We start from the raw sequence: 23,663 nt of genomic DNA on the forward strand, positions 1-23,663 counted from the left end.
TTCTGTGGTTAATAACAGTCAGGGGCGCACTGCGCCCCTGATGTTGATTGACTCCAACGCGGGAAAGATTCAGCCCATGCTCATGCCCAGCGCTATCAGGCCAACCGTACCCAGAATGATCAAGCCTGAAAAAGTGGTGCCCAAAATGGCGAAGATTTTCTGGCGGTCTTTTTGTACCAGGCCGCCAATGCCCAATCCCAAAGACACCAGGCAGACCAGCATCATAAAGATGATCATCAGGCCCACAAGAATGGCTTCCATCGAATTTTCATCCAGGCCGCCCGGTGTTGTCGCCTCCAGGGCTCCTGCAACAATAAAAGTGATAAACAGGGCTATCCCACTAAATATGCTGGTGGCAAACGAGGCGATCCCCAGACCTGAATGTTTTAATTGCATAGCAATCCCTTGATTTCTTCCTATGGTTATCCAACTGAGAAATATACAGAAACCAAGGGAAATATGCCATCGACCATTTCTGTCTATACTCAGGTCAGGAACCTGTGCTGGACACAGATAACTATCAGGAGAAGCCTTATGAGCCATGTGTACAAGATAATAGAACTGACAGGTTCATCCCCCATCAGCTCGGACGAAGCGGTCAAGAATGCCATCGCGGCGGCCAGTCAGTCGCTGCATAATTTGCGTTGGTTTGAAGTGATAGATACCCGCGGACATCTGGAGGCCGGTGTTATCGCTCATTGGCAGGTCACCATCAAGGTGGGTTTTACCCTGGATTAGGCTTGAATTCAGGCGTCTCTTGGCAAACCCTTTTCCACTATCCGGATCAGGCGCCCCGTCTTGCGGGCGGGAATAGGCGCTGTGTCGTTGGCGCTGAGTTTTTCTGCCTGCTGCGCCAGTGCCCACTCTATGTGTTCTGCGACCAGTTCTGAGGCATCTGTCAGTCGCTCCTGCAAGGCGGCAACTATGGTTTCACTGCCGGGCGCATTGCCCAGTGCCACCGCAATATTGCGCAGCCAGCGTTCATGGCCTATGCGACGAATGGCGCTGCCTTCGGTGTTTTTCAAAAACTCGGCCTCGCTCCAGGCAAACAGCTCCAGCAGTTTGGGTTGCTTCAGTTGTGGCCTTAGATGCAAGTCAGTCTCTGCGGTCAAAGGCGCGGCGCGGTTGATGGGGCATACCAGCTGGCAGTCATCACAGCCGTAGATGCGATTGCCGAGCAGTGGCCGAAACTCCGGTGGAATGCTGCCGGCCAGTTCTATGGTGAGGTAGGAGATACAGCGGCGCCCATCGACCACATAAGGCTCGACTATGGCGCCGGTTGGGCAACTTGTGATGCAGGCAACGCAGGTGTTGCAGCCTTCGGCTATGGCGACATCCATGGGCAGCGGCAGGTTCACCAGCAGTTCTCCGAGGAAAAACCAACTGCCGGCCTCATGGTTGAGGATCAGTGAGTGTTTACCTGTCCAGCCGATCCCGGCCTTTTCTGCCAGCGGCCGTTCCAGAATGGGAGCCGAGTCGACGAAGGGCCGAAAGCCACTGCCTTCAAGTTGCAGGGCTTTGAGCGCTTCATCTATGCGCTCGCCCAACTTTTTCAAGCGATTACGCATCAGCTTGTGATAGTCGCGGCCGCCGGCATAACGGGAGATATAGCCAAGGTTAGGGTCTTTGAGATTGAGGGCAAACCCGGCTTGTGGCGGTAAGTAGTCCATCCGTACTGAGATAACTCTCAAAGTGCCGGGATGCAGCTCGGCCGGGCGGGCCCGCATCATACCGTGGTTGGCCATATAGCCCATCTCACCGTGATAGCCCTTATCGAGCCAGGCCTGCAGCCTGGGCTCTTCGCGGCTGAGATCTGTATCCGTTATTCCCACTTGAGCAAAACCCAGCTCTTTGCCCCAGGCTTTTATGTCGCGGGCAAGCTTGCCAAGCATACCGGGATCAAATTGTGGTGGTTGAGGAACTGACATGAACAGAGGCTGACCGGGGAAAAGCCATGATTATATCAGTAAAGCAGAATCGCTCACAGTTGCCGTAAACGGCGATTTCGACTGTTGTCGGTGCTATGCTTGAATAAATTGAGGGGGAGAGTATATGCCGGGAATCGAAACCTTGCTCAGGGGCTGCGTGATAGTGTTCTGTTGTAGCTTTGCCAACTTGGCTTTGGCCGGTAACGAGCTTACTGAGGCCGAGTCGCCCGCACTCAGGCTGCTGACCGAAACCTGGCCTCCCATGAGCTATGAGCGCCATGGTCGCGTCGACGGTTATGCGGTGGCTCTGGTGAGGGCCTTGCACCATCAGGTGGCTGCCTCTGACAAAGAGCCTGTGATAGAAGTATTGCCTTGGGCCAGGGCGATGAATATCGCAAACCAGGAGCCTAACGTCTTGCTGTTTGCCACTTCCATTAATGAACAGCGGCGGCAGGAATTTGATTTTGTTGGCCCGATTGCCGAAACCCGCATTCAGCTCTATGCCCGCATGGATGATGATTTTACCCCGGCAGACCTGTCACAGGCGGTAGCGGCGGGTAATATTGCCCTATACCGCAACTCCCCGGCGCAGATCTTGTTGAAGTCTGTTCCGGATGAGCAGTTACTGATCTCAGGTTTTCCTCAGTATTCGGCCAGGCAGTTGTTGCATAAGCGGGTGCGTTATTGGTGTCAGGCGGATATCGCGGTTCAGGGCGTCTTGCGGCAATTGGGCCAAACACAGGCGGCGGTGCGCCCCGTTTTGGAACTGGCGCACTTGCGCCTCTATTTGGCGTTCTCCGGCGGTACGGCCCCTGAACGGGTCGAATCCTGGCACAAGGCGCTATTGGCATTGCAGAAAACGGGCGAATTTGACGCGCTCTATCATAAGTGGTTTGGTGCCGAGCCCTCTTTACGTCAGGCGGAAGTGCTCTGGCGCGTTCAATGATCTGCAATAACCACTGTGCTCATTCAGGCGGTTTCGACCCGGTTGCGACCTCGATTCTTGGCGCAATAGAGGGCATCATCGGCCTGTTTCAACAGCTCGGAGAACTGCAGTTCCTCACCCAGAGTCGCTACCCCGGCACTTATCGTCACTCTGGGCTCACCGACTAGCCCTTCCGGGCGTGATTCGGCTATGGTTTGGCGCAGACGCTCGGCGATTTTCAGGCACTCTTCATGGGCTGTTTCCGGCAACAACAGCAGAAACTCTTCACCGCCAATCCGCCCCAGCAGATCTTGTTCGCGGATAAGGGTTTGGCTCAGGCTTGCCAGATGTTGTAAGACCTTATCGCCACCATCGTGACCAAACTGATCATTGATATCCTTGAAGTTATCGGCATCAAACAACACAAGTGAAAAAGGCGTGCCGCTATCTCGCGCCTGATTGAACATAGCTTCACCCTTGTGATAGGTATAACGCCGGTTCGCCAATTGGGTGAGGTGATCCGTATGGGCTATCTTCTGGAATTTGCGTGATTTACTGGTCTGTTTAAAGGCCATCACCGCAGTGATTATGATAATGATGCTGGCCAGAACCAGCACAGCCAACTGCAACAGACGGTTTTGCTGCAGTATCTGCACCTCTTGCTCTTTCAGGCGTTCGCTTTCCAGCAGGCGTTGGTTTTCTTTTGCCATGCGATCGGCATTGAAGCGGGTACGCATCTCTGTGGTGCGGTAAGATTGCAGTTTGTTATCCAGCTCGTGATGCAGGGTGATATACAGCCTGAGCACTTTGAGCGATTCCTGCCATAGCCCCTGGGCGGCAAATACTTCGCTCTTGAGCAGGTAGAGTTCGGCCAAGCCGCGATCATTGTTGATATTCCTGAAACTTTTTTCGGCCTTGATCAAGGGCGCCATCGCCTGTTCAGCCTGGCCTTGGCGCAACAGCACATCGGCGCTGTAGAGTTGCATAAAGCTGTAGAAGCCACCCATCTGCTCAGTCACAAATGGCCTGGCGCGCTCCAGCGCCTGTTTGGCGTCTTCGACTCTGCCCAGCTTCAACAGGGAGCCGGCCATATTGACCGAGACTCCTGCGGCTTCCACCGTGACTCCTTGCTGCTTGAGATAGTCGTATGACTGTTGGAACTTGGCCACGGCGCCTTCAAAATCACCTAGTTCTTCGAGGGCGATGGCCATTTCGCCATTGATAATATAGGCCTGCTCTTCGTGACCACTTTGGCGATAGGCCTGCTCCAGTTGGCGGTAATAGTTGAGTGCACTTTGTGGATCGCCGAAACGGCGGAAACTGGTGGCGAGGTCGGCCAGGTTATACAGACCCCAATAATCCAGCTTGAGCTTTTCATAAAGTTGTTGAGCGGTCAGCAGATCTTCCAGCGCCATGGCAAAGTTGCCCTGAAAGGAATACATGGCTCCGCGCAGACTGCGGGCATCGGCGATCAGGCGATGATCTTCGAGTTGATAGGCCTGCTGCAGGGCTTGGTCATAGTCGGCTTTGGCCTGTTCCATATTGCCTTTGAGTTGAGAGTACCAGCCATGGCAAAGGCGAAAGTCGGTTAAGGCTTCAGGGTAGGCTTGGTTTTCCGCCGCTTGTGCCTGATTGACGGCATAATCTATGGCTGCATCTATGTTGGCGTTGTCGTTGGCATCAAAGCTCCAGCAGCGGGCGCGCCTGAGCCTGGCCTGCCTGTCCAGATCGTCCTTTGCCAGCAATTGGGCTATCTGATCCAGAGTTTGTTCTACTTCGGCAACATTGTTGACCTGCCCATCTTCCAGCTGTTTGAACAGCTCATCAGCCTTGGGATTATCCAGTGCCAAGGCGTGGGGAACCATGCCGGACAGAAGCAGCACTGTGATGGCTGATTTCAGAAAGTATGACTTCACGCTGACCGATAGACAGATGTTTAGATAATGTTATTAAGCATACGCACCAGGGCTCAGGCTGACCAGTAATAAATCGTTAAATTTGCAGGTAAGTAGAGCTGCATCAATCGCTTGCCGGTAAGGGATGAATTCGGTTACCGACTTGTTTTCGCCGTATTTGCTCCTCGGTTCCTTGATACCAACTTCAGATGGATTGCCCTTTATTGCCGGTGCTATACTCGCCGCCAATCGCTTTTAGACGGAAAAAACCATGACTCAAGTTGATGCTCAATACCGGCAGCAGGCGCGAAGCGCCGCCATCAATATCTGCTCTCAGGTACTGCCTATGGATAAGTTGCCCACGGCGCTGAAAGAAGCTTATGACAATCTGTTTGAAGAATTGCTGGATGATAAGCAGTCCGAGTTCAAACAGGCTTGGGACAAGTTGCCGCCAAGTGCTGCCAAGTTGCTGCCGAGAGCCGATTTTCACGGCTTTTTTATCGCGTCGGCCTGGTTGCAACTGAGTTTGATGGCCCAGGATATCGCCCAGTTGGCGGATACCGACGAGGCCATTGCCGAGAAGGAATACGGTGGCATGTTTGAGCGTATTTCACAGTCGGCGCTTAAGGAGAGTGTACGCAAGTTGAAAAAGGCCCGTACTGACAGGCGTTTACTCAACAGTATCCGAGATGTGATAGCCAATGGCTGAATAAAAAACCGGCATAAAGCCGGTTTTTTATGGGCACGGACGCTCTTAGAAGGAAGTACGTTTGTAGCGGCGATACTCAGGCTGCCAGAAATTGCTTTCTATGGCCTGCAACAGCAGCTCATCGGAAGTCGGCAAAGCATGACCCTGTTCGATGGCGACCTTGCCGACGGCAAAGGCGATGTGCTTGCTGACCTTCTGGATCTCTTCCAGCTTAGGCAGCAGAGAACCACTGCCGTTGAGTGCCAGCGGCGAGCATTCCGCCAGTGCGCGGCTGGAGGCCATCAGCATCTCATCGGAGACCCGCTTGGCACCACTGGCCAATACTCCAAGGCCTATGCCGGGGAAGATATAGCTGTTGTTGCACTGGGCGATTTCATAGGTCTGATTGTCTATGACCACAGGCTCAAAGGGACTGCCGGTGGCAACCAGTGCCTGGCCATTGGTCCAATGCAGAATATCCTTGGGCGTGGCTTCAACCCGGCTGGTGGGGTTGGACAGCGGGAACACTATCGGTCTTGGGCAGTGGCTGTGCATGGCGCGGATGATCTCCTCGCTGAACAGCCCTGGGGCGCCGGAAACCCCGATAAGCACAGTCGGCTTGCCGTTGTTGACCACATCCAGCAATGAGATGTTGTCACCGAAATTGCTCCATTGCTGCAGCTCTTCGCTCTTTTGCGCCAGTTTCTGTTGGAATGGTAACAGGTTGGGCATATTGTCCTGCAACAGTCCCCAGCGATCGACCATAAATACCTGGCGTCTGGCCTGCTCATCACTGATCCCTTCGGAAACCATCTGCGCAATAATCGCTTCGGCGATGCCACAGCCTGCGCTGCCGGCGCCGAGGAAGGCAACTCTTTGCTGGCTCAACTGAGTGCCGGCGGCCTTACAGGCGGCGAGCAGTGAGCCAACTGTGATGGCGGCGGTTCCCTGAATGTCATCATTGAAACAGCAGTATTTATCCTTGTAACGCTCCAGCAGCGGCATGGCGTTTTTCTGGGCGAAGTCTTCAAACTGGATCAAGGCCTCGGGCCAGCGGCGATGAACCGCCTGCATAAAGGCTTCAATAAATTCCAGATATTCTTCACCGCCTATGCGCTGGTGGCGCCAACCCATATACATGGGATCTTCCAGCAGATGCGGGTTATCTGTTCCCACATCCAGGGTAATGGGCAGAGTGTAAGCCGGGCTGATGCCGCCGCAACTGGTGTAGAGCGACAGCTTTCCAATCGGGATCCCCATGCCGCCGATCCCCTGATCGCCCAGCCCCAAAATACGCTCACCGTCGGTAACCACTATCACCTTCACTTTGTGACGGGTGGAGTTGTTGAGGATGTCGTCGATGCGATCTTTGTTCGGATAGGAGATAAACAGGCCGCGGTTACGGCGGTAGTCTTTGGAGAAGCGTTCACAGGCCAACCCGACAGTTGGGGTGTAGATGATAGGCATCATCTCTGTGATGTGGTTCTGAACCAGACGATAGAAGAGGGTCTCGTTGGTGTCCTGGATGTTGCGCAGATAGATATGCTTGTCCAGATCATTGCTGAAGTTCTTGAACTGATCGTAGGCACGTGAGGCCTGCTCTTCGATCGTTTCAATCACGTAGGGCACCAGGCCTTCGAGGTTGAAGAAAATACGCTCTTCCTCGGTAAATGCACTACCTTTGTTGATCAACGGCGCTTCGAGAATAGCCGGACCGGCAAAAGGCAGATATAAGGGGCGTTTATTATCGTCCATGGCTAACCTTTTATGTTCTTTGCTTGTGGATGACGGGCTGTGATCTAAATCCGCATAGGTTACCATGAAATGTGATCTTTGTTGCCTGTAGGCGAGGGCTTGAGCAAAAATTTTGTTTAAAACGCGGCAAACCGGGTTGGCCTGAGCCTAAGAGGGTAACGACACAAAACAAAGAACCAGGCGGATGCCTAGTTCCAAAGGAGATATCAGCTGTTGCTTGTTGGTTTACTTACCGCGGTATTTAAGTGACAAGCCTTTGATAAAATTACGCATCAACTGATCACCACAGTAGCGGTAATGCTTGTGCTCAGGATTGCGGAACAGGGCGCTCAGCTCAGCCTTGCCGATGCGGAAGTTGGCCAGTTCAAGAATGGCAATAATATCTTCTTCTTTCAGTTCCAAGGCGATTCTGAGTTTCTTGAAGATGATGTTGTTGTTCAGGCTGGGGAGCGGCTGCGGAATGCCACTGCCGGGACGCAGGCCGCGTTTGTCGATGATCACGGCATCGAGAAACTGGCACAGGGTACGATCGTCACAGGGACGGAACCCTTCTTCATCTTCTTTCTTGAGCAGGCCGGCCAGCTCAGCTTCACTCATTTCACGCTTCATTTTGGCGTAGAGACGCAATACCTTGGAGTCGTTGAAATTAAAGACAAAGCGCAAGCGGCGCAGAATATCGTTGTTGGTCATGAATGTCCCTGGGCCGGTTTGACTCCCGGCTTAGTTTTAACACTGTCTGGCGATTGACTTAGGTGCGTTAGGCGCGGAGGCTCCGCAACATTGCGGCATTATACCTAAAAGCCTGGCAGATTTGCCGCTTTTTCCAGTGGACAGTTCGCGGCCGTTTCGCGCACCGCCTGTCGCAGCTTGTCGTGAAGGGCGAACACCCGGCCTATATCTTTGAGTGACCAAGAGGTGTTTTCCAGCACCACCAGATTGAAGCCCGAGTCCGGATAATAAATCGCAGTGCTGATATAACCCGCTATGTAACCACTGTGGCTGAACTCCAGGGGCAACTCAGGGCTCAGTTGTATTCCGGCGGCATAATTCAGCTCGCCCCAACGATGGGGGCGTTTGCCTCTCGGCGCCAGCAACTGCAAATAGCCGCCACGGCTAAGCAGTTGCCCCTGATGCAGGGCCTGCTGAAAATCGGCAAAGGCGGAGGCGGAGCCAATAAGGGCGCCGCTGGCCAGTAGCTTATCTGTGAGAGTCAACTGCTCGGCCACACTTTCAAAGCCGCTGTCAGTCTCGGCTCTTCCTATCGCCAGATTGGGTAACTGTTCCTGAATACTTTCAATACTGCCGGTGCGGGCCTTGAGCTCAAGCCCCTCGGCATCAAAGAAGCGCTGCAGCAATTGAGAACCGCTGCTGCCTTCACGCTTGAGGATCTCGGCCAGCAGCCAATAATTGTCATTGCTGTATTTAAAATCGTTGCCCGGGGTGAACAGCAAGGCTTGTCCTTGGATGCCTATGCCGGATGTGTGGCTCAGCAGCATGGCGACAGTGATGGCCGGATCCAGTTCGGCCTTTTTGCCGAGCAGGGCAGCGGCGCTGTCATTGAGCTTGAAATCGCCTCTTTCTATCGCCCGCATCACCAAGACGGCAAACACTTGCTTTGACAGTGAACCCAGCACAAATTGGCTATCAGAGGTGATGGGTTTGCCCTGGCTTTCTCCGGCCGCATGACTCAGCAGTGTCTTTTTACCTTGCCTCAACTCGATTACGCCGCTGAAGGGCAGGGGGTTTTGCTTGATTATCAGCAGCAGCTGTCGTGTCAGCTCTTGGCTGTGGCAGACAGATGGCGCCGAATCCTTGCCCGGTGCAGGCTCTTGTTCGGATCTCGGCGCAGCGCTTAGGCTAAGAGTGAATCCCAGCAGGCAGGCCATGCTCATGCCTTTGACTGTTGATGAGAGTTTTAGCCCTAAAAAGCGCGGCTGCGCCAGTGGTGAGGAGTTCATGCAACTTCCTTATTTGATGTAGCAATACCAATAGATAAACAGCAACGCAAAGCCAAACAGGTAACCGAGTCCCAGCCAGCCCCAAAGTTGCATGCCCCTGCCGTAACGGGCCTCAGTCGGCAGGGTTTTGGAACTCATCAGCCGTAGATTCAACCAGGCAAAGATGCAGGTGGTCATAAAGGCCTGGATCATCACCAATTCCAACAGTGATAGCAAGGCACCCTTGAAGAACAGGATCAGCAGCAAGGCCAGCAGCGACATAACCAGCATGATCCCAGCCAGGCGTTTACCGCTGGGGCGGCGCTCAAGCAGCAGGCGCCAACCGGCATCCAGGGTGCGGCTGTAACCATCGAGCACAGTGACAGTGGTGGAGAAAATACACAGCAGAGCCACCAAGGCGATAAGCATACGGCTCCACTCCCCGAGCACGCTGGCGTAGAGGGAGATCAACTGCCCGGCAAACTGGGCTCCCGAGTCGGCAAAGGAGGCTCCCGAGCCATGCATGACTCCGGCACCCAGGCTGAGAAACACCAGTGCCAGCAAGGCGGTGAGCCAATAGCCGATATCGAAATCTAATCTGGCCTGGGCAGCGCTCAGAGCGGCTTGCTGTTGATTGATGCGCTGTTTCTCCAGCAGCCACAGTGAGTTCCAGGCGCTGACTTCAATCGGTGCCGGCATCCAGCCCATCATGGCGATCAAAAACCCAAGATAGGCCCATTGCCAGGGAGAGGGGGAGACGAAGTCTTTGTCCAGCACAGACTCCACCCCCAGCATCATGGCAGCGGCGGTCAGAGTGCCCAGGGTCAACAGCGCCATCACAACTTTGGTCATGCGATCAAGCAGGCTATAGCGCCCAAGCAGCAACAGCAGCAAACTGGCGCAGAGCACGATAAAAGACAGAATATCTATGCCGAGCGGTACAAACTGAGTCAGCATGGCGGCACTCAGCATGCTGACCCCGGCGGTGCTGGCTATGGCGGCAACAAGATTGAGTAGGCTGAACAGCCACAGATAGCCTTTTCCTTGCCTGAGATAGCCCTCAAGCAGACTCTCGCCGGTCGCCGCCGTGTATCTGGCTCCGGCGGCAAAGAAGGGATATTTGAGCAGATTGACCAGCACCACCAGCCAGGCCAACTGCCAGCCAAATTCGGCGCCTGCGCGGGTTGAAGCCACCAGATGAGAGGCGCCTATGGCCGCTGCGGCCACCAGAACGCCCGGGCCCATGGCGGCCATTAAGTGCCTAAGGTGAGTGAAAGAAAAACCTTTTCGATTCAGCATGGTGTCATTCATGGCGCGCTCTTTTCCCGGGCCAGTAAGGATTCGATATTGACCAGTGAGGAGCGGATCTCCCTGAGTAACATCAGCTGCTCAAGGTTGCTGTCATGTCCATTTGAGCTTGGCTCCTTGTGATCCAAACGCTCTTTTTGTGCCAGCACAGCGGCGCGAAATCCGTCGGCATCGACTATGCCAACCAGGCTTATCAGGGCGTCATTGCCGGATTGTCCGGCGGTTTCCACCTTGAGTTTCTTCAGACCGAACAGGCGCATCAATGGCCCCTGAATAAGCGCCATGTCGGTGATTTTATCCAAGGGCACAGTATTTTCGGTACGGGTCAGCAGGCCGCGGCGCACTACTAGCTTACGTTCGGTCAGCTCGGCGCTCATGTTGGCGATATAGCGGCGTGTGCCCCACAAGCCAATGGGCAGCCATAGCAGCAACAAGGGAATGCCGACAATACTGAGGCAGAGAGTGAACACACCAGACATCAACCAATAGAGTCCGAGATTATCGGCAAAGCGGGCCTGAAGCAGTGGCGCGGCGGCTGTGGGCATGGCGACTTCCTATATCAGTAAAATCAAATTTACCCCAGTTAGAGGCATTGACTTTAGATATTAAAGAGTTAAGTTGAATTGGTAAATGTTATAAAAATATGACAACACGGAAGTTTGTAGTCGTGGTTGTTTTTCCAAAAAACAACTGAAGAAATTAGGGATGATTATGAACAGACCTCACCTCACCCTGAGTGCCTGCGCTGCGGCACTTGCCTTGACCTCTGCCGGTGAATCCTTCGCGGCCGAGGAGTCTGTGGAGCGCATCGAAGTCACAGGCTCGCGGATCAAACGTACCGATATGGAAGGCCCATCGCCCATTCAATCCATAGGCAAAGAAGATATTGCCAACATGGGCTATGACAACCTGCAACAGTTGCTGGAAAGGATGCCGGCGGCCGGGGCCGGCACTTTCTCCACCCGCGGTAACAGCCAGGACTCTACCGCCAACGGTGCCGCCGCCATCAGCCTGCGTGGCATGGGGCCGGATGCGACCCTGGTGCTGATCAATGGTCGCCGGGTTTCCATCAGTGCCTTTGCCGAAGGGGTCAGCAATTCTTTTGTCGATATCAACAGCATTCCCGTATCGGCCATTGAGCGGATAGATATACTCAAGGACGGCGCCTCGGCCATCTATGGCTCGGATGCCATCGCCGGGGTGGTCAACATAGTGCTGAGGAAAAACATCGAAGGCATTGAAGTCAATCTCGGCTATGGCGCCACAGATGGCCCCAATTACAACGAAAAGACCGCCAGTCTGGTGTGGGGCACCATGAGTGACAAGGGCAGCGCGTCTGTGATCCTGGATTATTTCAGCAACTCGACCCTGAGTGCCGATGAGATGGGGCAGTTTGGTACCGCCAATCAGTCGCCCTGGGGCGGGGAGGATTTCCGTTCTTCCCGGGGTTTTCCGGGGTATTTCTATGTCAATGGCGTCAAGACCATAGATCCGGCTTGTCCGGCCGATTCCGCCACATCGAGCGGCAGCTGCCTGTTCGATTATGGCCCCTATAACTTGGTGATCCCCGAGGCCGAGCGCATAGGCGCCATAGGTCAGTTTGAGTATCACCTGAGTGACTCACTGACTGCCTTTTTGGAGCTGGCGGCTCAGCACAATACCTCCAAGGCCGGTGGTGCCGCCACACCGCTGGATGAAACCGCCGGTTTGACGGTTCCCGGTTCACATCCCAACAATCCTTTTGGTCAGGACATCGACATAGGCCGCTTCCGCACAGTGGATGCCGGTCCCCGCCGCTGGGATATCGAGTCCGACAGCTTGAGATTGGTGGCCGGTCTGCGCGGCAGCTTCAAGGAATGGGACTGGGAAGTCTCGGCCCAAAAGGGGCGCAGTGAGTCGACCCAGACAGGGGATCGCAGCCAGGGCTGGGTGCGGGTGGACTATCTGCAGGAGCAAATCAATCTCGGCAACTACAACCCCTTTGGCGGCACCATCAACTCACCCGAAGTGATAGATGCCATTACCACCAGTCTGGTGCGTCAGGGCAAGTCACATATTACCGCCTATGATGCGAGCATTTCGGGGCATGCCTTTACCCTGGCAGACAGGGATATCATGCTGGCCGCCGGGGTGGAATATCGTGAAGAGGATGTTAGCGATGTGCCCGATGAGCAATTCCAGCGCGGGCTTATCTTCGGGACTGAAGCGGTTTCCGCCGCGGCCGAGCGTGATCAGTATGCCGCCTACCTGGAGTTTTCCATTCCGGTGACCGACAGCTTCGAGCTGCAACTGGCGGGGCGCTACGATCACTACAGCGATTTTGGCTCCACCACCAATCCCAAGGTGGCGTTCCATTGGGGCATGACAGAAGACTTGAGCATGCGCGCCTCCTGGGCCCAGGGGTTCCGGGCGCCATCGCTGGCCCAGATAGGCCTGGGCCCTTCGGAAAAGAGTAACTTCTTTAAAGATACCTATGCCTGCGCCGCTCAGGGTATCTCAGAGGCCGACTGTGAGGTGCTGGATTACAACACGGTATTTGCCGGTAACCCGGATCTGGATGCCGAGGAGTCGGAAACCTGGAACATAGGCATGATCTGGGCGCCGAGCCAGAAGTTCGATATCGGCTTCGATATCTGGAACATCACCCAGGACAACAAGATAGACGAGCAGCCACTGGGCGATATCTATGCCGCCAACTGTAATGATCAAAACAGCGCTATCTGTGTGCGCCTGCCCCCCGCCGGTGGCGAGCCGCTCGGGGTGCTTGATGTGATTCACTCAAGCTTTGTTAACTTAAGCTCCCAGGAGGCACAGGGCCTGGATATCTCGGCTCACTACGGTCTGGAACTGGACAGCTATGGCGATCTCAAGTTTGGTCTTGAGTGGAGCTATCTGGACAAGTTTGAAAAGGACGGCCTGGATTATACCGGCGAGTATGAGTATCCCCAGTACCGCTGGCTGGCCAGCACTAACTGGACCATGGGCGACTTTGCCGCCAACCTCAATGTCAGCTACATAGGCGAATTTGAGGATACGCCGGACATCAACTTCGACGGCGCCCTCGACTTTACCGAGAACAAGTCACGTATGGTGGATGGCCAGTTCCTGGTGGACTTGCAGGCTTCCTACCGTTTCAACGAGATGTTCAAGTGGACGCTCGGGGTCAATAACCTGTTGGATGAAGAGCCGCCGTTTGCCATAGGCGATGGCGATGCGGATCTCTATGGCTATGTGATGTCTGTGCACAACCCCAGAGGCCGTTTCATCTACACCAAGGTCAGTCTTAACTTCTGAGGCAGGCATCCGGCCCTTGATGGCAAACTGACAAGGACCGGATGCTAGAGAGTTGAGATAAGAGGTGAGACACAAGAGTTGAGAAACAGGGACAGAGTGACAAGCTTGAGGCAGTGGGAGTATCTTGTTGCTGTTGACCTTATCATCATGGCGCCTGCGGGCGCCTTTTCTGCCACCATACCTGCGTTAGCCATTGCCTATGGCGACAGGGCAATTTAAGGAAAGTAATATGATTCGACTCTATGGCACGCCGCGAAGCCGGGCGCTGCGGGTTTCCTGGTTGTTGGAAGAGCTGGAACTGCCCTGGGAGTTTCACTTTGTTGATATGGCCAAGCAGCAGAACCGCACTCCTGAGTTCCTGGCGCTTAATCCCTGCGGCAAAATCCCCGTGCTCGAGGATGACGGTCTGGTATTGACCGAATCGGCGGCCATTATGCTCTATCTGGCCGAGCGTTACGGTGAGGGGCGTCTGTTGCCCAAGCCAGGCACGGCAGCCTCCGGGCATCATCATCAATGGTTGAGCTTTGTGATAACCGAGTTGGAGCAGCCGTTATGGACCATGGGCAAGCACAGGTTTGCCTTGCCGGAGCAGCAGCGGGTAGCGGCGATTCAAGCCACGGCCGTATGGGAGTTCAACAAGGCCGCGGCCATTGCCGAGCAGTGGCTGCCTGATAGCCCATTTTTGCTCGGTGATGAATTGACTGTGGCCGATATACTGCTGGCCCATACCCTGAACTGGGCCACCATTTTTGAGCAGCAGATCCCGCCCAAACTGGCGGTTTACCGAGACAGGCTTAACTTGCGCCCGGCAATGAAAAAGGCGCTGGACAAAGCCAGCGCCAATTTAACTGATTAATTCAAACTCTGGTTTCAAAGCCGCGGTATTTCAGGGCAGTGATATTTCAGAGCTGCGCGGCCGCCCACTTGGCGCGGCTTTCGCGGCTCTCACCCAGCCCGCCTTGCTGCTCTCTGAAGGCCTTGTAGGATTCCACATCCAATGGCACCAGGCTGATATCCACTTCCAGCACCAGTTTGCACTCTTTCTTGATCCGCCAGGCGGCGGTGTTGTACAGCTCAGTGAGTGGCAGCGAGCTTAAAAACTCAGGGTTGTACTGGATGTAAATCGCCTGGGTGGGATAAACCACAAAGGCCAAACGGCGCTTGGGTTCTTTCTTGAACATGGCCTCGATACCATCACAGGTATTCAGCACCTGCATCTCGATAATATCATCGATTTCCAGCAGTTTTTTCTGGGCAAGTTCGCTTACCTGCGCCTCGCCCGTTTCCCAGGAGAGCAACTCGGCTTCATCGACTTTCAGCAACTCGGCGGCCCTGGCGGTACCCAAGCCAAGAGATTGGCGCAGGCACTGAAACTCGATGGCGTTGAGCGGATATTGTTTGGACATAATGCTTCCTGTTTTTTCTATGTGTCTGATGGCGGGGCGCCCTGGGCGTGCCGGCCTGAGTCAGCTTTGCAGCCAGACGTCTTCGACCCATTGCCAGAATGACTCCCAGCAATCTTCTTCATCCAGGCCGTCCTGGTTCCAGAAGTAGACCACACCTTCCTGATCTATGCAGTAAAAGTCATCACCGGTTTGGCAAATGGCAATCAGATCTCTGGGCATTCCCAGTGACCAGGCATAGGAGGTCACTTCCGGCAGATAGGTGTGGGAGTGGGGATCGGCAGCGGTCACCGGCTCCAGGCTGCCATAGATAACATCACTGGCATGCAGCAGATATTCTTTCAGCTCCGAAGGCAGAGGGATGAGTATCTGCTCTTCGATATCCACCAGATCGTCAAAGCCGGGCAGATCCAGCGGTACGGGAACCTGCTCTGACAGTTCCTGCAGTTGCTCTATGATTTCATGCATGATTTTACGCTTTGGCCGAGGGTCAATGCGCTGGAGTATAGCGGCTTGTTGGCCGCTGACAAGCTTTGTCAGGCGACTATGGTATTTTCTATGCCAAGAGTCTGGGTTTGTTGGCGTTTATAACCCAACCAAGCCTTGTGGTACAGCTTGTGTGATTCCTGGCGCAGCTTCTGGATCCGGGCCAGTTCCAGCTCGCTCAAAGGCCTTTGCTCGCGGGCAGCCTTATGTTCCATCGCCTGCACCTCTTCATAGACTTGGTGCTCGGCGCCGTTTTTGATGGCGGCAATCTCCCTTAAGTGCAACTGAACTTCGGCAATCAGGCCACTTTTCGGCAGCTGCAGCAGCAGGTTGATATCCCGATAACCGGAGGCCTTGGGCTGGGCAAACCTGTCTTTGACCTGCAGCACATTGGCCTGTTGATTCAGGGTGTCAAAGGCCAGTTGCAGGTCATCAAGGTTGTCGGCTATCAGGGTGGCTCGCACCAGATCTGTCAGGGCGGCGGGGTTGTTATTCAGCTTGTGTGCCACCTTGGCTTCGGCCCGTTGACGCTCTTTCACCTTGGCCAGTTGCAGCTCGGTCTCGCTCTGATTGGCTATCTGTGACAGGAGACTGTGCAATTCATTTTGTGCCAAAGGTGCCTGCTGATAGAGGGCATTGAGGCTGGAAACGGGCTGCCTTGGGGCGCTGAAGCTTTGTTTCTTGAGGGCATTGAATGGGATGGTCGAGTTTTGGCGCAGGCTGTAACTGCTGTCTTCTCTCAGTTCAGCTTCATATTCTGAAGGCTGAGCGTAGGCGGTGCGCGCCGAAAGCAATAACAGGAAAACCAGGAAAGTGCGGAATAATCGGGTCATGGGGCCTCGCATCCAGAATGACTTCTAAGTGGCTTTGACTCCAATGTAGCACTTGGCTCTGAACCCTTGCTGAACCTCAAATGAAACTTTATTCATCTAAAAAGAAAGGCGCCTTGAGGCGCCTTTCTGAGCAAGCGTAAAATTACCAGATTTTCACGCGCTGGGCCGGCTCAATATACATGCCGTCACCTGGCTTCACATCAAATGTGCTGTAGAACTGCGGCATATTGGACAGTGAACCTATGGCGCGGAACTTGGCCGGTGAATGAGGATCTGTGGCCACTCGGTTGCGCATGGCTTCCTCTTTGATCTTGGCGCGCCAGATTTGAGCGAAGCCGAGGAAGAAGCGTTCATCACCGCTCAGACCATCGATTACCGGAGCCTCTTTGCCCGCCAAGGATTTTTTGTAGGCCTTGTAGGCTATGGTGACACCAGAGAGATCGCCGATGTTTTCACCCAGGGTCAGACTGCCGTTAACGTGCAGGTCGTCAAACACATAGTAGCCGTCATACTGGGCGATTAGCGCCTTGCCGCGGGCGGCAAACTCTTTCAGATCCTGCTCGGTCCACCAGTCGCGCATATTGCCTTCGCCGTCGAACTTGGCACCCTGATCGTCAAAGCCGTGACCCATCTCATGGCCGATAACCGCACCTATACCACCATAGTTGACGGCATCGTCGGCAGCCATATTAAAGAAAGGTGGCTGCAAGATGGCGGCCGGGAACACGATTTCGTTCATGGTCGGGTTGTAGTAGGCGTTGACGGTTTGTGGCGTCATGTGCCATTCGCCCTTGTCTATGGGGCTGCCCAACTTGGCCAGTTGCTTCTGATGTTCCACTTCACCGGCGCGGATCTCGTTACCGACCAGGTCGTCAGCCTTGATAGTCAGCTTGCTGTAGTCTTCCCACTTGTCGGGATAGCCGATTTTCGGATTGAACTTGGCCAGTTTTTCCTTGGCGGCGACTTTGGTGTCTGCGCCCATCCACTCAAGTTCATCTATGCTGTCGGCGTAGGCACCGCGCAGGTTTTCCACCAGATGCTCCATCCGCTCCTTGGCTTCAGGGGCGAAGTGGCGCTTGACGTATACTTTACCCACGACTTCACCCAGCAGGCTGTTGACCTTGGCTACACCGCGCTTCCAACGAGGTTCCTGTTCTTGCTGACCGTTGAGTGTCTTGGCGAAGAACTCGAAGTTTTCCTGATCCAGCGGCTCGCTCAGATCTGAGGCGAAGTGGGTCAACAGCTGCCAGCGCATATATGTCTTCCAGGTCGCCAGATCTGTGTCTTTGACTATCTGGTTCAGACCTTCGATAAAGCTGGGCTGATTAATGATGATATCGGCTTGCTTGTCGGCGCCAAGCGCAGTCAGGTAGGCGTTCCAGTCGATGTCCGGCGCCAGTGTTGACAGTTCTTTGACCTCAAATTTGTTGTAGGTCTTGGTGCTGTCACGGCTTTCAACCACATCCCAATGCTTGGCGGCAATAGCGGTTTCCAGCTTCATGATGGCTTCGGCGCTTTGTTGTGGCTCGGCAAAACCGGCCAGGGTGAACATCTTGGCGATATGCTCTACAAAGGCCTTGCGGATGTTGACGAAACGCTCACCTTCGTTGAAGTAATAGTCTTTCTCCGGCAGGCTCAGGCCATATTGCCAGATATGGGTGGCATAGCGGCTGGAGTCCTTGGCATCGACATCGATATAGAAGGCCATGGGCGTGCCGCCACCGAGAATTTGGCTCTTGCCGAAGTAGGCCGCCAGTGCTTGCTTGTCTTTGATGGCATCTATGATTGCCAGCTCGCTCTCCAGTGGCTTGATCCCCAGCTGGTTGAGCGTATCGCTGTCCATAAAGGAGCGGTAAAGATCGGCCACTTTTTGCTCGTCGCTGCCGGGCTTGAGATCTTTGCTCTGCGCCACTTCTTCAATAATGGCTTTGACATCGTCACGGGATTTTTCCCTGAGATCATAGAAAGCGCCTGTGCTGGTGCGATCTGCCGGGATCTCTGTGTTCTTGATCCAGCCGCCGTTGACATAGGTATAGAAGTCATCCTGAGGACGAACAGACTTGTCAAAGTTGGCAAATTCAATCCCCGAGCCCAGAGCTTGGCTGACGGCGGTGGCAGTTGCGGTTTTGGCGACTTCCGGCTGTTTGGCTGTTTCAGCCTGGGTCTCAGCCGTTTTGTCATTACAGGCAGATAGGCCTGCGATGAGTGAGGCACACAATCCCCCAATGAGTACTTTTCTCATGCTGTTTCCTTTTCTTTGTTCTTTGGTGTCCCGCGAGGGGACATTTTTATCAGATTGGCTGCACACCCGTTTGTTCGGGAAAAACCGCAGTGATGCCTATGTTAAGGCCTGTGTGGGAATGTAAACAAGTCCCGCAGCGATGACAGCGAGCCTCGGCGCCGCGGGAGTTGTAAGCAAAGGTTACAGGCGCTTATTTGAGTGAGCGTTTGACCCTCGCTGGATTTCCGGCCACCAGGGTGCCGGCGGGTACATCCTTGGTGACCACGCTGCCTGCTGCGACGACAGCCTCGTCACCTATGTGCACGCCTGGCAATATGATGGCGCCACCCCCGATCCAGACCCGCTCACCTATATGTATGGCGCGGGCGGTTTCCAGCCCGGCAATGCGGGGAGCTGCCTCCAGCGGGTGGGTTGCCGTATAGCACTGCACATTGGGGCCCAGCATGCTGTTGGCGCCGATTGTGATGGGGGCATTGTCCTGCAAAGTGGCGTTGGTATTGATAAATACTCCGGATGCTAGTTGCAGATTGATGCCATAACTGACAAAGAATGGCGTGCAGATCGTGGCATTCGGTGCCAGATTGGGCAGTAGTCCTGGAGGAATATGGCCATCGGGATCCAGATTGGCTTTGCGGTTTAGCCCTTGTTGCTTGGCACGAAAACGCAGCAGTTCAGGATCCACACAGCAATATTCCTCGCCGCTGATCATCCTGTGATAAATTTTCGCCAAGGCCGGGTTGTCGGTTTCAGCCAAGGAGTTATTGGCGGCTTGAGAGTCTTGAATATTGGTCTGCATATTGGGCTAGATAGCCTTATCGTGAGGCGGATATCCCGAGTCTGCCGCCGGTGTAGCTGGTACGCAAGCAAGTCTTTGCCCTTTAGTCCGTCAGGCTCCATAATGGCGCGCAATTGACACGGCATAAACTCAAGAGGTTGGATAGCCAAGTGCGTTTAGATAAATTTATCTGTGAGTCTACAGAGCTGACCCGTTCCATGGCCAAGAAGGCGCTGCACCGCGGTGAAATCAGTGTCGATGGTGAAATCGTCAAGGACTCCAGCTTCAAGGTGCGTGATGGCATGAGAGTGTGTTTCGATGGTGAACCTATCAGCTTGATAGGCAACAGATATCTGATGTTGCATAAGCCGGTCGATACCATATGCTCAACCGTGGATGAGGTCTATCCTTCGGTCATCAGTCTACTGGAGATAGAAAAGCCCGAGAGCCTGCACATTGCCGGGCGCCTGGATGCCGATACCACAGGTCTGGTGTTGATTACCGACGATGGCCAGTGGTCGCACAAGCTAACCTCTCCCAAGAAGGAATGCGGCAAACGCTACCGGGTGTGGCTGGCCAGCCCAGTTACTGAAGACTTGATCCCACAATTTGCCGCTGGCCTGGCGCTGCACCGGGAAGAGGGGCTGACCCGGCCGGCGCAGTTGCAGTTAATTAGCCCGACCGAAGTCTTGCTGACTATTACCGAAGGTAAATATCATCAGGTGAAACGTATGTTTTCCGCTGTGGGCAATAAAGTGGAAGCCCTGCATCGTGAGTCAATCGGCGCCATAGAGCTGGATAGTGAACTGGAACCCGGCGAGTGGCGTTATCTGACCGAAGCCGAGATAGCCTCGGTAGGCTGAAAAAAAGCACCAAGGCCAGCTGGAGGCCTTGGTGCGATACAGCTGATTATTGCTGCAGTTTAATCCGGCCACTGATGGTGTTGATACTGACATCGGCCTGGCCGGAACCGCTTTGGAACTGCAGCGATTCAGCCTTGGTGTACTTGGCTTTTTTCGGTGAGTCCTGAGTCAGTTGGTTGTCAATCTTGCCACCTGGGCCACCGCTGATATCAAAGGCGGCATTCGGCAGTTTGGCAAACTTGAGTTCAATATCGCCACTGACGCTATCGACATTGGCATTGCCAGAAAGGCTTTGCATGGCAATACTCAAGTCGCCACTGACGGTTCTGGCCTTGAGTGACTCGGGAGCCTTGAGGGTCAACTGACTCTTGCCCGAGACCTGATCCAGCTCCACTTCTATGGCATCACTCTCGGCGTTTAGTTCGCCGCTCACCAGGCGATAACTTACCTTGCCCAGACTCTGTTTATCCTCAATGTCGCCGGAAACGGTTTCCAGATACAGTTCACCCTGGTTGCTCTGGGTGTGGATACTGCCGGAAACCGTGGTCAGTTGCAGATTGCCTTTGAGATCCTGGCCCTTGATATCGCCACTGACATTGGCTGAGTAGATCTCACCCTCCAATCCTTGAAGGTCATAATCGGCGGAAACGCCTTTGAGCTTCATATTGACTGTGGCGGGCAGAAAGATCTCCAGCTTTGAGCCGTCTTTGTCCCGGCTGTTATAGCTCTTGGGCAGCTTGTCTTCGATAACAAAGCTGCCGCCCTGCTGACCAAACACCAGGCCTTCACTGAGCTCATCCAGCTTGCCCTTGATGGCGACTTCAGCCTTGTCCCAACTGCGGATCTTCACTTCTCCCCGTTGGATCTTGATATTCAATTTAGCTCCGGACTCCAGCGCCGCGCTTTGATCGACCTTCTCGGCCGCCTGCAATACCGGGCTCAGCAGCAGGGCTGAGGAGAGTAGGGTTAGTGATATCTTGTTCATATGCTGATTCCTTGTTGGTCGAGTTGAGTGGGCAGTTGTTCACCCAGGGTGAGCAGCTCTATCTCCCTTTGCTGTACCCAAAGCCAGAGTTGCCAAAGTTGTTGATCGGTCGGGTCTTGTTTTAGTGCCTGGAATATCTGCGTTGCGGCTTCCCTGAGTTCATCTATGCCGCGACTGAGCGGCGTGGTCATGCTGACCTTTTGCCATTGGCCGAAATTGACATTGGCTTCCAGTTGTTTCACCTGTTGTTGGTGTTGATACTGCAACTGCTCCAGCATGGCCAGCATCTGTGGGTCGACGCGGCTTTGGGTTTGCTGCAATCCCTGATAGCCGAGCAGGGACACCAACAGCAGGCTGCAGGCGATAGCCAGATTGCGCCAGCCGTTGCTGGATTTTGCGGCCTTGGGTGGCTGAGATTGTTCCAGCCTTGCGGCGATTTCAGGCCAGAGGTCGCGCTCGGGTGTTTTTTCCCGTGGCAGTTGTTCTATCAGTTGTTCCAATGTTGGCTGCTTGTTCATGACAACATCTCCTGAAGCAAGTTTCTTGCCCTGTGGTACTGCGCCTTGCTGGTGCCGGTACTTGTGCCCATCATGGCGGCTATCTCTTCATGGCTGTAGCCCTCAATGGCAAACAGCACAAACACGACTCTGGCCCGCTCGGGTAACTTGAGGATCTTGCGCTCCAACACAGAGGTTTCCTCCGTGTGGGTTGTGGTCGACTCTTCTGTGTCTGCCTCAGTGGTCACAGGCAGAAATCTGGCCCAGAAGCTGCGCTGTTTTTTCAAACTACTCAGTGCCTGATTGACGCTCAGGCTGTGCAGCCAGGTACTGAATTTGCTTTCACCGCGGAATTGGTCCAGATTCTCCCAGGCACGGATAAAGCAGTCCTGGGTCATCTCTTCTGCCAGTGGCACCTGGCCGGCCAGGCGCAAACACAATGCATAGACTCTGCCATGGTGCAGGCGGTAGAGCTCGGCGAAGGCAAGCTTGTCCCCCAAACGGGCACGCTGCACCAGCGGGAAGTCCACTTCTTGCTGGTATCTGGTTTCTGTCAGCTGCGGGCTGGCATTCACTGGGCTGTCCTTAATGGTTTGGGCGAGTCATAGTAATTGGATAGTTTGACCCGCTTAAAAGGTTTAAAAAAGAATTAAAAAAATCCTCCAGTATTTTGCTTACTGAAGGATTCTATTTAAAAGTCATTGTTAATCAATCTATTAGATTTTATTGTTAACTGTCAATTATAGGCTGTTTTCTACGCTTTATTCTGTTGCAGTTATTTGGCCGAGTCCAATGACCGGGAGCGGGCAGATTCAAGTGTTATCGCCTGGATACAGGGTGCGATACACCAGATTGGCGGCCGATAAATCTCCCAAGGCGCTGCCAACACTCTTGAACAGGGTGATTTCCTCGCGGTTTTGTCTGCCGCTGTGTTCTACGCGGCAAAGCTCGGCCAGCTCGGCGCTAACCTGCTCCAGTTGGAATACGCCTTCGGCCTTGGGGAGCAGCAGTTCTCCGGCCTCGGCAAACACATTGCTGCGGTTATCGACAAAGACCTGAGATCTGAGCACCAGCTCGGTATCGCACTCCCGCGCATCCTGATGATGATTGCCTACCAGATCGACATGGGTACCGGGTGTTACCCAGTTGCCATCAAACAGAGGCACGGGGCTGCCGGTGGCGCAGCTGATGATATCGGCGTTGGCAACATCCCGCTCTATCTCCTCGCAAAAACTGAGTCGGATATCCGGGCGTTTAGCACCTATCTGTTCCATTACCCTGGCAGCCTTATCCCGGCTGCGGCCCCGGATAGCGATTTCGGTTATCGGTCTGACGGCGGCATGAGCCAGTGCCATATAGCTTGCCAGATTACCAGTGCCGAACAGCAACAGGTGACTGGCATCTTCCCGTGCCAGTGAAGCAGCGGCCAAGGCCGAGACGGCCGCTGTACGCCAGTAGGTAATGCTGGTGCCATCAAGTAAAGCCAAGGGTTCCCCTGTTTCCCGGCTGAATAACAGTATCTGCGAGTAGAGGCTCTTGAGCTCGGCATTGCGACTGGGGTTTTCCGGAAAGTAACTGAATGCCTTGACGGCAATTGCCGAATCATCCCAAGCCGGTAGTACGGCGAAGGCATCCTTGCTGCTGTTGTCCAGCGGGTAAAGGTTTCGCTTGGGAAGATCGGGGGCGTTGGCAAAGCTATGTTTGAGGGCGGTTATCAGGGATGGGAAATCCAACACCTGTTGGATTTGCTCTGCTGGAATGATTTTCATGGTGTTGCGCTTCCTTGTGTGCATTTTAAATTTTTGCATACTGTATGCAATTGTTGTTTGAAAGGCAAAAACCCTCATGA

General features: G+C 54.2%; 23 protein-coding genes. 6 read left to right on the forward strand and 17 right to left on the reverse strand.

Annotation, left to right across the window (positions count from 1 at the left end; translation table 11 throughout):
• Positions 1-69: 69 nt before the first annotated feature.
• Positions 70-396 (reverse strand): hypothetical protein, encoded by a 327-nt coding sequence (locus tag ACMHXI_RS14135; protein WP_025009039.1) that lies wholly within the window; start codon positions 394-396, stop codon positions 70-72.
• A gap of 138 nt (positions 397-534) precedes the next feature.
• On the opposite strand from ACMHXI_RS14135, the gene ACMHXI_RS14140 reads away from it, so the two are divergent.
• The gene (locus ACMHXI_RS14140) at positions 535-738 is read left to right on the forward strand and encodes a dodecin (protein WP_025009040.1); all 204 of its coding nucleotides are present in this window, start codon (positions 535-537) and stop codon (positions 736-738) included.
• A gap of 8 nt (positions 739-746) precedes the next feature.
• Here ACMHXI_RS14140 and queG read toward each other — a convergent pair whose 3' ends face one another.
• Complete coding sequence (gene queG, locus ACMHXI_RS14145) at positions 747-1,928, reverse strand: tRNA epoxyqueuosine(34) reductase QueG (protein WP_413735256.1); 1,182 nt, start codon at positions 1,926-1,928, stop codon at positions 747-749.
• Between the two features lie 124 nt (positions 1,929-2,052).
• On the opposite strand from queG, the gene ACMHXI_RS14150 reads away from it, so the two are divergent.
• A complete protein-coding gene (locus tag ACMHXI_RS14150) occupies positions 2,053-2,874 on the forward strand; it encodes a substrate-binding periplasmic protein (protein ID WP_101059391.1) in 822 nt (273 codons plus the stop codon).
• Positions 2,875-2,897: 23 nt separating this feature from the next.
• Here ACMHXI_RS14150 and ACMHXI_RS14155 read toward each other — a convergent pair whose 3' ends face one another.
• Positions 2,898-4,769 carry a tetratricopeptide repeat-containing diguanylate cyclase gene (locus ACMHXI_RS14155; RefSeq protein WP_157824655.1) on the reverse strand — a complete coding sequence of 624 codons (1,872 nt, stop codon included), beginning with the start codon at positions 4,767-4,769 and terminating at the stop codon, positions 2,898-2,900.
• A 250-nt stretch (positions 4,770-5,019) separates the two neighbouring features.
• On the opposite strand from ACMHXI_RS14155, the gene ACMHXI_RS14160 reads away from it, so the two are divergent.
• Entirely contained in the window at positions 5,020-5,457 is a 438-nt protein-coding gene (locus ACMHXI_RS14160; RefSeq protein WP_025009044.1) for a DUF3069 domain-containing protein, read from the forward strand.
• Positions 5,458-5,502: 45 nt separating this feature from the next.
• Here the strand turns inward: ACMHXI_RS14160 and ACMHXI_RS14165 are convergent, their stop codons facing one another.
• The 5 genes from ACMHXI_RS14165 to ACMHXI_RS14185 all read right to left on the reverse strand — a co-directional run bounded on the left by ACMHXI_RS14165 (position 5,503) and on the right by ACMHXI_RS14185 (position 10,981).
• Positions 5,503-7,191, reverse strand: coding sequence for an NAD-dependent malic enzyme (locus ACMHXI_RS14165; protein ID WP_044735067.1), 1,689 nt, complete (start codon positions 7,189-7,191; stop codon positions 5,503-5,505).
• Between the two features lie 225 nt (positions 7,192-7,416).
• Positions 7,417-7,881, reverse strand: a complete 465-nt coding sequence (locus tag ACMHXI_RS14170) for a DUF1456 family protein (RefSeq protein ID WP_025009045.1) — start codon at positions 7,879-7,881, stop codon at positions 7,417-7,419.
• 104 nt (positions 7,882-7,985) lie between these two features.
• Complete coding sequence (locus tag ACMHXI_RS14175; RefSeq protein ID WP_101059393.1) at positions 7,986-9,149, reverse strand: serine hydrolase domain-containing protein; 1,164 nt, start codon at positions 9,147-9,149, stop codon at positions 7,986-7,988.
• A 9-nt stretch (positions 9,150-9,158) separates the two neighbouring features.
• Complete coding sequence (locus tag ACMHXI_RS14180) at positions 9,159-10,427, reverse strand: Nramp family divalent metal transporter (protein ID WP_101059437.1); 1,269 nt, start codon at positions 10,425-10,427, stop codon at positions 9,159-9,161.
• 8 nt (positions 10,428-10,435) lie between these two features.
• Positions 10,436-10,981, reverse strand: coding sequence for a PH domain-containing protein (locus tag ACMHXI_RS14185; RefSeq protein WP_101059394.1), 546 nt, complete (start codon positions 10,979-10,981; stop codon positions 10,436-10,438).
• A 166-nt stretch (positions 10,982-11,147) separates the two neighbouring features.
• Between ACMHXI_RS14185 and ACMHXI_RS14190 the strand changes: the two genes are divergently transcribed.
• Together ACMHXI_RS14190 and ACMHXI_RS14195 are read left to right on the forward strand one after the other, a co-directional pair.
• A complete protein-coding gene (locus ACMHXI_RS14190; protein ID WP_101059438.1) occupies positions 11,148-13,730 on the forward strand; it encodes a TonB-dependent receptor in 2,583 nt (860 codons plus the stop codon).
• Positions 13,731-13,959: 229 nt separating this feature from the next.
• Complete coding sequence (locus ACMHXI_RS14195; protein WP_101056883.1) at positions 13,960-14,586, forward strand: glutathione S-transferase family protein; 627 nt, start codon at positions 13,960-13,962, stop codon at positions 14,584-14,586.
• Between the two features lie 46 nt (positions 14,587-14,632).
• On the opposite strand, the gene ACMHXI_RS14200 is transcribed toward ACMHXI_RS14195, so the two are convergent.
• The 5 genes from ACMHXI_RS14200 to ACMHXI_RS14220 form a co-directional block, all read right to left on the reverse strand.
• Positions 14,633-15,136, reverse strand: coding sequence for a DUF4447 family protein (locus ACMHXI_RS14200; RefSeq protein ID WP_101059395.1), 504 nt, complete (start codon positions 15,134-15,136; stop codon positions 14,633-14,635).
• A 60-nt stretch (positions 15,137-15,196) separates the two neighbouring features.
• Positions 15,197-15,601: an SMI1/KNR4 family protein gene (locus ACMHXI_RS14205; RefSeq protein WP_025888807.1), complete on the reverse strand. Its 405-nt coding sequence runs from the start codon at positions 15,599-15,601 to the stop codon at positions 15,197-15,199.
• Positions 15,602-15,669: 68 nt separating this feature from the next.
• Positions 15,670-16,452, reverse strand: a complete 783-nt coding sequence (locus ACMHXI_RS14210; protein WP_101059396.1) for a RelA/SpoT domain-containing protein — start codon at positions 16,450-16,452, stop codon at positions 15,670-15,672.
• A 142-nt stretch (positions 16,453-16,594) separates the two neighbouring features.
• Positions 16,595-18,694: a M13 family metallopeptidase gene (locus tag ACMHXI_RS14215; RefSeq protein WP_208170016.1), complete on the reverse strand. Its 2,100-nt coding sequence runs from the start codon at positions 18,692-18,694 to the stop codon at positions 16,595-16,597.
• A 190-nt stretch (positions 18,695-18,884) separates the two neighbouring features.
• The gene (locus tag ACMHXI_RS14220; RefSeq protein WP_232786044.1) at positions 18,885-19,403 is read right to left on the reverse strand and encodes a sugar O-acetyltransferase; all 519 of its coding nucleotides are present in this window, start codon (positions 19,401-19,403) and stop codon (positions 18,885-18,887) included.
• A 236-nt stretch (positions 19,404-19,639) separates the two neighbouring features.
• Between ACMHXI_RS14220 and rsuA the strand changes: the two genes are divergently transcribed.
• On the forward strand, positions 19,640-20,332 hold the full coding sequence (gene rsuA / locus ACMHXI_RS14225; RefSeq protein WP_219158951.1) for a 16S rRNA pseudouridine(516) synthase RsuA: 693 nt from the start codon (positions 19,640-19,642) through the stop codon (positions 20,330-20,332).
• Positions 20,333-20,378: 46 nt separating this feature from the next.
• Here rsuA and ACMHXI_RS14230 read toward each other — a convergent pair whose 3' ends face one another.
• The 4 genes from ACMHXI_RS14230 to ACMHXI_RS14245 all read right to left on the reverse strand — a co-directional run bounded on the left by ACMHXI_RS14230 (position 20,379) and on the right by ACMHXI_RS14245 (position 23,583).
• On the reverse strand, positions 20,379-21,317 hold the full coding sequence (locus tag ACMHXI_RS14230) for a DUF4097 family beta strand repeat-containing protein (protein ID WP_413735262.1): 939 nt from the start codon (positions 21,315-21,317) through the stop codon (positions 20,379-20,381).
• Positions 21,314-21,835 carry a hypothetical protein gene (locus ACMHXI_RS14235; protein WP_413735264.1) on the reverse strand — a complete coding sequence of 174 codons (522 nt, stop codon included), beginning with the start codon at positions 21,833-21,835 and terminating at the stop codon, positions 21,314-21,316. The genes ACMHXI_RS14230 and ACMHXI_RS14235 overlap by 4 nt, the downstream gene beginning before the upstream one ends.
• Entirely contained in the window at positions 21,832-22,389 is a 558-nt protein-coding gene (locus ACMHXI_RS14240) for an RNA polymerase sigma factor (RefSeq protein WP_413735266.1), read from the reverse strand. Before ACMHXI_RS14240 ends, ACMHXI_RS14235 begins: the two co-directional genes overlap by 4 nt.
• A gap of 237 nt (positions 22,390-22,626) precedes the next feature.
• On the reverse strand, positions 22,627-23,583 hold the full coding sequence (locus ACMHXI_RS14245) for an ornithine cyclodeaminase family protein (RefSeq protein WP_413735268.1): 957 nt from the start codon (positions 23,581-23,583) through the stop codon (positions 22,627-22,629).
• Positions 23,584-23,663 lie beyond the last annotated feature (80 nt).

The sequence above is a fragment of the Shewanella sp. BJSY2023SW005 genome (genome assembly GCF_047314585.1).
Classification (GTDB): domain Bacteria; phylum Pseudomonadota; class Gammaproteobacteria; order Enterobacterales; family Shewanellaceae; genus Shewanella; species Shewanella algae.